The following is a 13,788-nucleotide window of genomic DNA, read 5'->3' as shown; positions in this document are numbered from 1 at the left end:
TTTATTCGTTTAAGGCGCGGTAAATAAATAACTGATTGTTGGTAATGACTTTTTCGTTTTCTTTTAAGCCATTTGATATGTAGGTGTTTTTTCCAACAACTCTATAAACATCAACTTGTCTGGTTTCAATATTGTTGCGATCTTTAAAAATCATTACAAAGTTTTTGCTTTTATCAAACACAATTGCTTCGCTTGGAATGGCTATCATTGATTTGTCTTCTTTGAATGTTAATTTGATGTTTGCATTCATATCTGGTTTTAACAAATAATCCGGATTCTGTAATTTGATTCTGGCCTGCATCGCTTTGGTCTCTGGATCAATAACATTGAAAATTTTATCTACTTTACCTTTAAAAACTTTATCAGGATAACTTAACGTGGTGACATCAGCATCAATTCCAAGCTTTACTTTGTTGATGTCCATTTCGTTGATGTTTGCCATTGCCCAGACTTCGCTGATTTCAGCAATATCAAAGATGTTCTCAGAACGGTCGCTTCTTAAAAGCATATCTTGGTTGATGCTTTTTTGAATAATAAAGCCGCTTATTGGCGCAGTTACTTCATAGATAGAACCGGCCTTAATGTTGTAGATTTTATAAGTTTCCTGAATTTTGCTTAATTGCGATTGCGCTTTATTTACTTCAGATTTTGCTTGTAGAACATCGCTTTCAGAATTTAATTTTCCATCAAATAATTCCTGTGCAACCTTCAAATTATTTTTAGCAACTAATAAGTCACTTTTGGCATCTAGCGATTGTTTTTCAAAATCAGCAATATCAGTACTTTTTATAGTAGCTAGAACTTGTCCTTTTTTAACATAATCTCCAAGTTCAACATTTACTTTGATTACATTTCCTCCAACCAAAGGATAAACATCAATCATTTTATTATTATCGGCTGTGATTTTTCCATAAAAATTTAATTCATTTTTTACGGGTTGTGTTTGTGCCACAGCTGTCGAAGTTGTTTTTAGCATAGCATCACTTAACACAAAAGAAGAGTTGGTTTGCGGATTGTCGACCTCTTTTTTGCAACTTGCCAGTGACAGACTTACAATTGCAATTCCTATGATTAATTTATGTTTCATCTTTGTATATTTTTAGAATAAGTCTTTGTTGATTGTACTATTTAATTCTTCGCCTGAAAGTGCCAGTTTTTTCTTCAATTCATTTACTAAAATTGTTGCTTGATTGTAGCTTTCCATGAAATCTGTAAATTCTAACAAACTCACATTTCGTTTTTGGAAATTGGTCAGCATTCCGTTGTAAACAGCTTCGAAATCGGCATTTACGGTTGGTTTTATAACCGAATAATTTTTACGGGATTCATCCCATTTATTCCAAGCCGATGTAATTTCGGTTTTCAACTGCAAATCAAAATTTTGTTTTTCAATTTTTGATTGCTCCAAAATAGTTTGAGCATATTTGATATTTCCTTTATTTTTGTTCCAAAGTGGCAACGGAATTCCAAGTGATACATTTGCTTCTTTATTAAAAGCACCGCCACGTTGATCATAATTTGCGCCTAAAGTAAGATCAGGAATCGAAAGTGATTTTTGCCATTTTACATTTAGAGCATTGGCATCAATTTCTTTTTGTTTAGCCAAATAATCAGGTCTGCTTGCAATGGCTTGATCTTCTAAAGATTTTAAATCAAAAGTAATGGTTTTCAGATATTTGCTGAATTCTTCTTTAGAAACTTCTGGAACTACATTTTCAGTTGAATTAAGCAATAATCTTAAATTGCTTTGCTCTTCGATGTTGTCATTTACAACTTCCATTCTTTCGTTCTTAAAATTGAGATACAGTGATTGCAAACGAACAACATCTTTTAAAGGAATATTTCCTTTTTGCGCTTGAATGGAGTAGGAATTAATCAAATCCTCGATATGAGCAAGTTGTTGATCTGTTGTTTCGAGACTTTTTGTATTGTAATAAACAGTGTAGAAGCTTTTTCGAAGTTGTAGTTTTAGTGTCCTTAAAAGATCATTAAACTGTAGTTCTGCCAATTGTTCATTGGTTTGAGCTAATTTAACTTCGTTACGCTTTTTTCCACCTAAATAAATTAATTGCTCAATGCCAAATGATTTTTGGCCCTCTTTCCCTACGTCAAAATATTTGTTAGCGTCCGGATTATAAGCATTTAATTCTGCCGTTATAGTCGGATTATCCCAAATTTTTGACTGAATGGTCAATGCTTTTGAGGCATCAATATTATATTGCGATGCAAGCAGAAAAAGATTGTTTTTAAGAAATTGGCTTTCGCAGTCTTGAAGGGTGACTGTTTTTTGAGCCATTACTGCCTGATTGAATAATGCGAGCAGGAATAATGCATACAGTTTTTTCATTGTATCAATTTTAAGTTGTACAAATATGCTATTGGCAGACTTTAAGAGACCTTAAATTCTACCTTAAAAATACCTTAAAAAGAATATTAATGAAAGAAAAGCTGAAATAAATTTGTGTTTTTAGTTGGTACACTGTAAGTTATGGTTGAATTATGCAGTGTTAAAATGCGCTGTACGATGCGTAACCCCAGCCCGAAGCCTGAAGTTCCTTTGGCATTTTTTCCACGCATAAAAGGTTGAAAAAGATTTTGCTGTTCTTTTTCAGTCAGTGTATTTCCAGTGTTGGAAATCGAAAGAACGAGATGATCGTTTTGAGTTCCAATTATTACTTTGGCTTGTTTGTTATCTGAATAAACGCAAGCATTTTTTAAAACATTGCTCACGGCAATTTCCAAAAGATTTTTATTTCCTTTGATTTCTAATGCAGAATCTAGATTTTCGCTTTCCTCCATTTCAAAGAGAATGACAAAATCAGGAAAGCTTTTGTTTAAATTTTCAATAGCCGAAAATAGAATTTCGTCCATTCGATGAACTTCAGTATTTTCGTGATTGTTGGAATCAATTTTGGAAAGAATTAATAAGGAGTTGATTAATTCCGTCAATTGATTGACATCTGATAAAATTACCTTTAAAAAAGATTTTCCTTTTTCCGATGTCGCAGGATCTGTGACAACATTTTCGATTTGTGACGTGATTCGGGATAAAGGGGTTCTTAACTCATGTGAAGCATTTGCAGTAAATTCTTTTTGCTTTTGATAGGAAATCTCAATTCGATCCATCATGAAATTGAATTCATTTGCAATCAAGTCAATTTCATTTGTATTGCTTTTGGATTCGACTCGTGTATCAAGATTGTTTGCGTTTATATTTTTTATTTTCTGATGAAATACATTTAAGGGATTCATCGCTTTTTTAACCATAAACGAAGTTAAAACCCAGCAAATGCAAGTAAAAAAGATATAAGATATAATTAAAGTATAGCGAAGAAAAAGCAATTTCCTTTTTCCATAATCATCGGTTGCTGATATTAAGGCATAAAAATCACGGTCTTTTGTATCGTAAAAAACGCCATATACTTCATAATTGCCTTGTTGCTTAAAGAAAGTTTTGTGTTTTTTAAGGTATTTTAAATCTTCTACAGACCAATTTATTTTTGCGTCATCAATACTGCTGTAAATGAGTTTAAAATGCGAATCGAAAACTAAAGTCTTTTCATCGTATAATTTATTAATAGAATTTTGGTCGATAATTTTCAAAAGCTGTTCGTCGACTTCCTTTACATTTACCAAAAGCTTGATGTTTGAAAGCGCTTTTATTTGCAATCGATCCCGAAATTCTTCTTTTCTGAAATTTGAATACAAAACAAATATCACAGTAGAGGCCAATCCAAAAAGGATTGTAAAAAGTAAACTTACTAAAAGTGATATTCTGTTTTTTAATGTCATTCTTGGTTGCTTAAATAATACCCGTAGCCAACTTTTGTTCGAATAAGTTTTGTTTCGTGATCCTTATCTATTTTTTTTCGAAGGAAGTTTATATAAACCTCAATTGTATTTTGGTTGGTTTCAATATGATAATCCCAGAGTTTTTCAGCAATAAATTGTTTAGACAAAACTTTTCCTTTGGCATGAGCCAGAATCATAATCAATTTGAATTCTTTTGGAGTAAGCTTGATTTCCTCGCCAGATCGAAAAACTTTCATTTCTTCTTCAAGAATTTCTAAATCTTCAATTAAAATCTTTTTTTCAGTTAATTGAGGAATTTCTTTTCGTCTTAAAAGAGATAATATGCGAACATATAATTCTTCAAAGTGAAAAGGTTTTACGAGATAATCATCAGCACCATTCTCAAAAGCGGTCAATTTATCATCAATTTCACTAAAGGCGGTCAGCATAATAATGGGCGTTTTTTTATCGGTTTCCCTAATGCCTTTGCAGACATCAAAACCATTTACACCAGGAACATTAATATCAAGAATAATTAAATCATATTCGTATGAAACATATTTTTTTAACAATAGTGCTCCATCATAATAAGGAACGCACTCGAAGTTCTTCGAAGTAAAGAATGTAGCTATTTCTTTAGATAAAGTAAAGTCGTCCTCGAGTAGTAAAATTTTCATATTTAGTTTGTTTGTAAATTAGGCTGTTCGTATAAACAGCCTAATTTATCAGGAATATTATTTAAAATAAGAAAAAGTTTCGTTGTTTTCAATTTTCAACAATGATTCGTAAATAAGCTGAATCACATTTTCAACATCTTCTCTGTGTACCATTTCAACAGTTGTATGCATATAACGCAAAGGCAGTGAAATCAATGCCGATGCCACACCACCGTTACTATAAGCAAAAGCATCAGTGTCAGTTCCAGTAGCACTTGAAGTAGCATTGCGCTGAAACGGAATTTTCTTTTCTTCTGCCGTGTCAACAATTAAATCACGCAATTTGTTTTGAACAGCAGGCGAATATGCAATTACGGGACCTTTTCCCATTTTTAAATCACCTTCAACTTTTTTATCAATCATTGGCGTATTAGTATCGTGGCATACATCAGTAATAATTGCAACGTTTGGTTTTATGGTATGAGCAATCATTTCGGCACCACGCAAACCAATTTCTTCTTGAACAGAATTTACAATGTACAATCCAAACGGAAGTGTTTTTTTGTTTTCATGAAGTAGTCTCGCAACTTCGGCAATCATAAAACCGCCCATTCTGTTGTCAATAGCGCGACAAACAAATTTATTTTCGTTCAAAATCATAAATTCATCAGGGTAGGTAACTACACAGCCTACATGAACACCAAGAGCTTCAACTTGTTCTTTGGTTTCGCAACCTAAATCAATAAATATATTGCTCAATTTTGGAGCTTCTTCCTTATCACGCATACGTGTATGGATAGCAGGCCAACCAAAAACACCTTTAACGATTCCTTTTTTAGTGTGAATATCAACTCTTTTTGAAGGAGCAATTTGATGATCAGAACCGCCATTTCGTATTACATATATTAAGCCGTCGTCTGTAATATAATTAACGTACCATGAAATTTCATCGGCATGGCCTTCGATTACTACTTTAAAAGGAGCATCAGGATTAATAACTCCAACTGCTGTTCCATAAGTATCGGTTATAAACGTATCAACATAAGGTTTTAAATAGTGCATCCAAAGTTTTTGCCCTTCGCTTTCATATCCGGTAGGTGAGGCATTATTTAGGTAGCTTTCCAAGAAAGCAATTGAAGTATCTTTTAAGATAGAATTTGAACTCATAAAAATATTTTTTTGCTAATTTATAAATTTGGTATTAGAGTTGTATATAAATATATAATTTTACATTTAAATTATGACTCAATGAGATTTACCAGTATTCTTTTATTTTTCCTATTGTTTTCATTTTCAAGTTACGCTCAGGTTGCCCCAAAAGAAAACCAGCAAATGGGTTATGTGCTAACAGAAAAAGATTCTATTTTGGGCGATACAATTGAATTGCCTGAGATCATTATTACAAAAGAAAAACTTGATCCTGAAGCGCAAAAACAATTTTTGATTCTTCAGAACAGAGTATACAAAGTTTATCCGTATGCCAAATTAGCTGCAGATAGATTGACGGCGTTAAATAAAGGTATGGCGCGTTTGAATTCAAATCGAGAAAAAAAGAAATACTTTAAAATTGTTGAAGACTATTTAAACAACGAATTTGAAGATAGACTTAAGAAGCTTTCTCGAAAGCAAGGCCAAATTCTTGTAAAGCTCGTTCATCGCCAAACAGGAATTACGACTTATGATTTAATAAAAACTTTAAAAAGTGGTTTCAAAGCATTTGTTTCTAATACTACTGCGAATTTATTTGATATTAGTTTAAAGAAAGAATACAATCCGTACGAAGTCAATGAAGACTATTTAATAGAAACCATTCTTCAAAGAGCCTTCGAGTCTGGCCGATTGGTCAATCAAAAAGCAGCAAACCCTGTTGATTACAATGATTTAATGGCAAAATGGGAAGAAAAGGCAAAAGCGCCTGTTGATAAATAGCAAGAATACACTCCTTAATATATTAGCATATTTTTGCGCACACGCAACCCGCCAGTTTCCCAAAAGCTGTCGGGTTTGTTTTTTTTAGCCTACATATATATAGTATGTACAAAACCAAAAGAGCCCCAATTCACCGCAGAGGCGCACTGCAGTGCGCCTTATGTGCAAGATGGGTAAAATCAAAAATCGATCCAAGCCATCAGAATTGGGATTTGGATTTTTTTTATTGGGATTTTAAGGAGCTTAATCCCGCTATCCGCTGCAATCTTTTGCTTTTTAAAGAAAAAAGCAAAAGGATTTCCGCTCCTATCGGGGCTATGGCCTCGGTTTTCAGAAGAAGATTTCCGAAGCAGAAGACATTTTCAGAAGAAAAAAAGAAAAAACTCAGCGCCTTTGCGCCTTTTCGAGATTAAAAAAGGCAGAAAACAAGGCTTTGCGGCTTGGCGCCTTCGCGGCAGAACAGCGCAAAGAACAGCCAAACGAGGAAAAACCCCACAATTGCTGAAAAAACTTCGGAATGTAAAGAATCCGTTATCAGCGAGTTATGAAATAAATGAAGAAAAGAATTAAAAAAGATTTGAAAAAGCCTTGCATAACTGGAAAAAGGTGCTACTTTTGCACCCGCAACAGCGAAAACGTTCACAGAAATACTGGCAGGCAATACGGATCAAGCGGGAAGATATTCTCGAAAAAAAAGTTCAAAAAAAGCTTGCAGGTTTTGAAAAAGCGTTCTACATTTGCACCCCGCAAAACACGGAAAGTTCATTGAGGTATTGGAAGGAAAACGAGAAGGGATGAGGCGAAAAAAAAGCTTCAAAGATTTTTCAAGTTTTTCTTGCGAGAAACAAAAAGAAGTTTTAGTTTTGCACCCGCTTTGAGAAACAAGCGCAAAGACAAAAAAAGACACGTTCGTAGACATATTGAATTGACAGCCGTTCCGATGCAAATCGGAACAAAAAAAAGAATAAGAGTAATGGAATCGAGAGATTCGAAAAGAACCGACTGGAATTCATCGAATGATAATATTAAAATATACGATGAAGAGTTTGATCCTGGCTCAGGATGAACGCTAGCGGCAGGCTTAACACATGCAAGTCGAGGGGTATAAGTCTTCGGATTTAGAGACCGGCGCACGGGTGCGTAACGCGTATGCAATCTGCCTTCCACAGAGGGATAGCCCAGAGAAATTTGGATTAATACCTCATAGCATTGCAAGGGGGCATCCCTTTGCAATTAAAGTCACAACGGTGGAAGATGAGCATGCGTCCCATTAGCTAGTTGGCAAGGTAACGGCTTACCAAGGCTACGATGGGTAGGGGTCCTGAGAGGGAGATCCCCCACACTGGTACTGAGACACGGACCAGACTCCTACGGGAGGCAGCAGTGAGGAATATTGGTCAATGGGCGCAAGCCTGAACCAGCCATGCCGCGTGCAGGATGACGGTCCTATGGATTGTAAACTGCTTTTGTACGGGAAGAAACACTCCTACGTGTAGGAGCTTGACGGTACCGTAAGAATAAGGATCGGCTAACTCCGTGCCAGCAGCCGCGGTAATACGGAGGATCCAAGCGTTATCCGGAATCATTGGGTTTAAAGGGTCCGTAGGCGGTCCTGTAAGTCAGTGGTGAAAGCCCATCGCTCAACGATGGAACGGCCATTGATACTGCAGGACTTGAATTACCAGGAAGTAACTAGAATATGTAGTGTAGCGGTGAAATGCTTAGAGATTACATGGAATACCAATTGCGAAGGCAGGTTACTACTGGTGGATTGACGCTGATGGACGAAAGCGTGGGTAGCGAACAGGATTAGATACCCTGGTAGTCCACGCCGTAAACGATGGATACTAGCTGTTGGGGGCGACCTCAGTGGCTAAGCGAAAGTGATAAGTATCCCACCTGGGGAGTACGAACGCAAGTTTGAAACTCAAAGGAATTGACGGGGGCCCGCACAAGCGGTGGAGCATGTGGTTTAATTCGATGATACGCGAGGAACCTTACCAAGGCTTAAATGCAGACTGACCGTTTTGGAAACAGAACTTTCGCAAGACAGTCTACAAGGTGCTGCATGGTTGTCGTCAGCTCGTGCCGTGAGGTGTCAGGTTAAGTCCTATAACGAGCGCAACCCCTGTTGTTAGTTGCCAGCGAGTCATGTCGGGAACTCTAGCAAGACTGCCAGTGCAAACTGTGAGGAAGGTGGGGATGACGTCAAATCATCACGGCCCTTACGCCTTGGGCTACACACGTGCTACAATGGCCGGTACAGAGAGCAGCCACTGGGCGACCAGGAGCGAATCTACAAAGCCGGTCACAGTTCGGATCGGAGTCTGCAACTCGACTCCGTGAAGCTGGAATCGCTAGTAATCGGATATCAGCCATGATCCGGTGAATACGTTCCCGGGCCTTGTACACACCGCCCGTCAAGCCATGGAAGCTGGGGGTGCCTGAAGTCGGTGACCGCAAGGAGCTGCCTAGGGTAAAACTGGTAACTAGGGCTAAGTCGTAACAAGGTAGCCGTACCGGAAGGTGCGGCTGGAACACCTCCTTTCTAGAGCCTCGATTGTTTGCCGCAAGGCACGGCGAGGAAACAAGATGGATATCCTGAAGGTCTTGGGCCTCGGAATTCGATTACTCTTGCTGTCGATTTAAAAAATGATAAACAATTAAGAAAAAACAGAGTCTCGTAGCTCAGCTGGTTAGAGTACTACACTGATAATGTAGGGGTCGGCAGTTCGAGTCTGCCCGGGACTACTATTTTGACTTGAGAAAAAGGAAATTCTAGGGTTGAGTTCTTATGAATGATTATTCATAATTCATAATTCACAATTCATAATTAGATTGGGGGATTAGCTCAGCTGGCTAGAGCGCCTGCCTTGCACGCAGGAGGTCAACGGTTCGACTCCGTTATTCTCCACAAAAAAGTACAAAGGTGATAGTACAGGGTATCAAGACGGTAGTCTTGATGCTTCATGCAAAAATCTTGATACTTATTAAAGTTCATTGACATATTGAGATAAGAAAATACAAGAAAGTAGAAAGCGTTTTCTGCAGTTTTGCTGCAGGAGACAAAAAAAACGGTCATAATAGATATTATGATTGGTACAATAAGCAAAACAAGGGCGCATGGGGAATGCCTAGGCTCTCAGAGGCGATGAAGGACGTGATAAGCTGCGAAAAGCTGCGGGGACGGGCACACACCGATCGATCCGCAGGTATCCGAATGGGGCAACCCGCTATATTGAAGATATAGCACACCGATAGGTGGGCAAACCCGCTGAACTGAAACATCTAAGTAGGCGGAGGAGAAGAAAACAAAAGTGATTCCGTAAGTAGTGGCGAGCGAACGCGGATTAGCCCAAACCAGCTATGTTGCGGCATAGCTGGGGTTGTAGGACCGCGATATTTCATGCACAAGGAACCGGAAGCTTCTGGAAAGGAGCGCCACAGAGGGTGACAGCCCCGTATGGGCAACGAGTGTAATGGATAGCGGTATCCTGAGTAGGGCGGGGCACGTGAAACCCTGTCTGAATTCGGCGGGACCATCCGCTAAGGCTAAATACTCCTGAGAGACCGATAGTGAACCAGTACCGTGAGGGAAAGGTGAAAAGAACCGTGAATAACGGAGTGAAATAGATCCTGAAACCATGCGCCTACAAGCGGTCGGAGCCCTTTAGTGGGGTGACGGCGTGCCTTTTGCATAATGAGCCTACGAGTTAACGTTGCCGGCAAGGATAAGTGGTTAAGCCATGGATCCGCAGCGAAAGCGAGTCTGAATAGGGCGCTTTAGTCGGCAGTGTTAGACGCGAAACCGTGTGATCTACCCATGGGCAGGTTGAAGCTGTGGTAACACACAGTGGAGGACCGAACCGGTTGACGTTGAAAAGTCTTCGGATGACCTGTGGGTAGGGGTGAAAGGCCAATCAAACTCGGAAATAGCTCGTACTCCCCGAAATGCATTTAGGTGCAGCGCTGAGGATAGTTATATAGAGGTAGAGCTACTGATTGGATGCGGGGGCTTCACCGCCTACCAATTCCTGACAAACTCCGAATGCTATATAATGTTTCCCAGCAGTGAGGGCTTGGGTGCTAAGGTCCAAGTCCGAGAGGGAAAGAACCCAGACCATCAGCTAAGGTCCCCAAATATATGCTAAGTTGAAAGAACGAGGTTTGTCTGCCCAGACAGCTAGGATGTTGGCTTGGAAGCAGCCATTCATTTAAAGAGTGCGTAACAGCTCACTAGTCGAGCGGACGAGCATGGATAATAATCGGGCATAAGCATATTACCGAAGCTATGGATTTGCATGTATGTGCAAGTGGTAGGGGAGCATTCTGACAGGGCTGAAGGTGTGCCGTAAGGCATGCTGGACCGGTCAGAAAAGAAAATGTAGGCATAAGTAACGATAATGCGGGCGAGAAACCCGCACACCGAAAAACTAAGGTTTCCACAGCTATGCTAATCAGCTGTGGGTTAGTCTGGTCCTAAGGCGAACCCGAAAGGGACAGTCGATGGCCGACGGGTTAATATTCCCGTACTACTTATTGCTGTGATGGGGTGACGGAGTGATGAAAGCGCCGCGGACTGACGGAATAGTTCGTTGAAGTACCTAGCTATAGGCTCTCTAGGCAAATCCGGAGAGCTTGGTGAAATACGATAGTACTCGGAGTCTTCGGACAAAGAGATAGCGCGCCTAAGGGCTTCCAAGAAAAACCTCTAAACTTCAGGCAATAAGTACCAGTACCGCAAACCGACACAGGTAGTTGAGGAGAGAATCCTAAGGTGCTCGAGAGATTCATGGCTAAGGAATTAGGCAAAATAGACCTGTAACTTCGGGAGAAAGGTCGCCCCGAGCAATCGGGGCCGCAGTGAAGAGGTCCAGGCGACTGTTTATCAAAAACACAGGGCTCTGCAAAATCGCAAGATGACGTATAGGGCCTGACACCTGCCCGGTGCTGGAAGGTTAAGAGGAGATGTTATCTTCGGAGAAGCATTGAATTGAAGCCCCAGTAAACGGCGGCCGTAACTATAACGGTCCTAAGGTAGCGAAATTCCTTGTCGGGTAAGTTCCGACCTGCACGAATGGTGTAACGATCTGGACACTGTCTCAGCCATGAGCTCGGTGAAATTGTAGTAACGGTGAAGATGCCGTTTACCCGCAGTGGGACGAAAAGACCCTGTGCACCTTTACTATAGCTTAGTATTGACCTTGGATAAATGATGTGTAGGATAGGTTGGAGACTATGAAGCGGCGTCGCCAGGCGTTGTGGAGTCATTGTTGAAATACAACCCTTTGTTTATCTGAGGCCTAACCCCGCGTTGCGGGGGACATTGCTTGGTGGGTAGTTTGACTGGGGTGGTCGCCTCCAAAAGAGTAACGGAGGCTTCTAAAGGTTCCCTCAGCACGCTTGGTAACCGTGCGCAGAGTGCAATGGCATAAGGGAGCTTGACTGAGAGACATACAGGTCGATCAGGTACGAAAGTAGAGCATAGTGATCCGGTGGTTCCGCATGGAAGGGCCATCGCTCAAAGGATAAAAGGTACGCCGGGGATAACAGGCTGATCTCCCCCAAGAGCTCATATCGACGGGGGGGTTTGGCACCTCGATGTCGGCTCGTCACATCCTGGGGCTGGAGAAGGTCCCAAGGGTTGGGCTGTTCGCCCATTAAAGTGGCACGCGAGCTGGGTTCAGAACGTCGTGAGACAGTTCGGTCTCTATCTACTGCGGGCGTTAGAAATTTGAGTGGATCTGATTCTAGTACGAGAGGACCGAATTGGACCAACCTCTAGTGTATCTGTTGTCCCGCCAGGGGCACCGCAGAGTAGCTACGTTGGGAAGGGATAAGCGCTGAAAGCATATAAGCGCGAAACCCACCACAAGATGAGATTTCTTTTAAGGATCGTGGAAGATGACCACGTTGATAGGCTACAGATGTAAAGGCAGCAATGTCACAGTCGAGTAGTACTAATAATCCGTAAGCTTATGTACACACTTTTCCCGATCCGCCCAGGCGGATCGGGAGGAAACTTTCTATAACAGAGCTTGTCTGTTTCTTTATCTCAGTATGTTAAAATATTTGCCCGTCGCGGGCAGTGAATAGTAAAGAGCAAGTAGTGATTAGCTTAAAAACTAATTACTAATCGCTAAGGACTAGTCACTAAAAACCTTAAGGTGGTTATTGCGGCGGGGCTCACCTCTTCCCATCCCGAACAGAGAAGTTAAGCCCGCCTGCGCAGATGGTACTGCATCATTGTGGGAGAGTATGTCGTCGCCTTTCTTTTGAAAACCCTGTCCGAAACGGACGGGGTTTTCTGTTTTATAAAATCTTCTGAAATCTTAATACTTGTGGTTTGGCATATTGTTTTGTTTGTGATGGAACTGGCATCCGTAACAGTACGGTATACTGTGAAATGGTAATATGGAATACTTAAAGAATATATTTCGTGTTAAAATATAATTTCAAAAAGCAAATTTTATATTTTTGTTACTCTATAGTATACTAATTTTTAAACTATGCAAAATATATTTCAGAAAGAGGATTGTGATCAATTTGTAAAGAGAATTAATCTTCTCACGCCTGATTCAAAAGGACTGTGGGGCAAAATGAGTGTTGCTCAAATGCTTTCGCATTGTAACGTTACTTATGAAATGGTTTATGATAATATTCATCCGAAACCTAATGCGGTTATGAAATTTATTTTAAAATTGCTTGCAAAAAAGACAGTGGTAAGTGATAAACCATATTCCAGAAATATCAATACAGCACCACAATTTATTATTAAAAATGATCGTGATTTTGAAATTGAAAGAAGTCGATTAATTGCTTACATTGATAAAACTCAAAAATTAGGAGAACAAGAATTTGAAGGCAAAGAATCTCATTCTTTTGGTGTATTGACTTCTTCAGAATGGAACAATATGTTTGCTAAACATTTAGATCATCATCTATCTCAATTCGGTGTTTAAAATTTTATTATTATGAGATTCTGTTTACTATTTGCGTTTTTTGCACTTGGATTATCTGTAAACGCACAAAAACAAGAGGTACAAAAAACAATTGAAATATTTTTTGAAGGTTTTCATCAGAAAGATTCTATGAAAATAAAATCAGTTTGTTCTGATAGAATGATTCTGCAATCTATTAGTGAAAGTTCTACGAAAGGAAATAAATTGTCTGATGAAAAAGCAAGCGTTTTTTATAAATCTATTGCGTCAATCCCATCAAGTATGAAATTTCAAGAGAAGATTTTGAGCTACAATATTCAAATTGATGGCACGATGGCTCATGTTTGGGCTCCATATGAGTTTTATTTGAATGAAAAATTAAGTCATACGGGGGTAAATACTTTTACTTTATTTAAAGAAAAAGATTCTTGGAAAATTATTTATCTAATAGATACGCGAAGAAAATAAGA

Annotated in this window: 8 protein-coding genes, 2 tRNA genes and 3 rRNA genes; 8 read left to right on the top strand and 5 right to left on the bottom strand. The window is 39.4% G+C overall.

Features of this window, described 5'->3' with window-relative positions:
* Position 1 precedes the first annotated feature (1 nt).
* From SCB73_RS18055 to SCB73_RS18035, 5 genes are all read right to left on the bottom strand, one after another.
* Entirely contained in the window at positions 2-1,087 is a 1,086-nt protein-coding gene (locus SCB73_RS18055; protein WP_320567579.1) for an efflux RND transporter periplasmic adaptor subunit, read from the bottom strand.
* Between the two features lie 12 nt (positions 1,088-1,099).
* Positions 1,100-2,347, bottom strand: coding sequence for a TolC family protein (locus SCB73_RS18050; RefSeq protein WP_320567578.1), 1,248 nt, complete (start codon positions 2,345-2,347; stop codon positions 1,100-1,102).
* 86 nt (positions 2,348-2,433) lie between these two features.
* Complete coding sequence (locus SCB73_RS18045) at positions 2,434-3,792, bottom strand: HAMP domain-containing sensor histidine kinase (protein WP_320567577.1); 1,359 nt, start codon at positions 3,790-3,792, stop codon at positions 2,434-2,436.
* Positions 3,789-4,469 carry a response regulator transcription factor gene (locus SCB73_RS18040; RefSeq protein WP_320567576.1) on the bottom strand — a complete coding sequence of 227 codons (681 nt, stop codon included), beginning with the start codon at positions 4,467-4,469 and terminating at the stop codon, positions 3,789-3,791. The genes SCB73_RS18045 and SCB73_RS18040 overlap by 4 nt, the downstream gene beginning before the upstream one ends.
* Before the next feature lie 57 nt (positions 4,470-4,526).
* Entirely contained in the window at positions 4,527-5,615 is a 1,089-nt protein-coding gene (locus tag SCB73_RS18035; protein WP_320567575.1) for a M42 family metallopeptidase, read from the bottom strand.
* Between the two features lie 81 nt (positions 5,616-5,696).
* On the opposite strand from SCB73_RS18035, the gene SCB73_RS18030 reads away from it, so the two are divergent.
* The 8 genes from SCB73_RS18030 (at position 5,697) to SCB73_RS17995 (ending at position 13,786) form a co-directional block, all read left to right on the top strand.
* Positions 5,697-6,377, top strand: coding sequence for a DUF4294 domain-containing protein (locus SCB73_RS18030; protein ID WP_320567574.1), 681 nt, complete (start codon positions 5,697-5,699; stop codon positions 6,375-6,377).
* Between the two features lie 1,034 nt (positions 6,378-7,411).
* A 16S ribosomal RNA gene (locus SCB73_RS18025) occupies positions 7,412-8,925 on the top strand.
* 129 nt (positions 8,926-9,054) lie between these two features.
* A tRNA-Ile gene (locus SCB73_RS18020) sits at positions 9,055-9,128 on the top strand.
* An 89-nt stretch (positions 9,129-9,217) separates the two neighbouring features.
* Positions 9,218-9,291 (top strand) — tRNA-Ala (locus SCB73_RS18015).
* Positions 9,292-9,479: 188 nt separating this feature from the next.
* Positions 9,480-12,361, top strand: a 23S ribosomal RNA gene (locus SCB73_RS18010).
* A 179-nt stretch (positions 12,362-12,540) separates the two neighbouring features.
* Positions 12,541-12,650, top strand: a 5S ribosomal RNA gene (gene rrf, locus SCB73_RS18005).
* Together the 16S, 23S and 5S rRNA genes with 2 tRNA genes alongside form the textbook arrangement of a ribosomal RNA operon.
* Positions 12,651-12,886: 236 nt before the next feature.
* Entirely contained in the window at positions 12,887-13,339 is a 453-nt protein-coding gene (locus tag SCB73_RS18000; protein ID WP_320567573.1) for a DUF1569 domain-containing protein, read from the top strand.
* A gap of 12 nt (positions 13,340-13,351) precedes the next feature.
* Entirely contained in the window at positions 13,352-13,786 is a 435-nt protein-coding gene (locus SCB73_RS17995) for a nuclear transport factor 2 family protein (RefSeq protein WP_320567572.1), read from the top strand.
* The last annotated feature ends 2 nt before the right edge of the window (positions 13,787-13,788 follow it).

This window comes from Flavobacterium sp. KACC 22761, from assembly GCF_034058155.1.
In the GTDB taxonomy this organism is placed as follows: domain Bacteria; phylum Bacteroidota; class Bacteroidia; order Flavobacteriales; family Flavobacteriaceae; genus Flavobacterium.
This window is presented reverse-complemented; position numbering and strand designations above follow the sequence as displayed.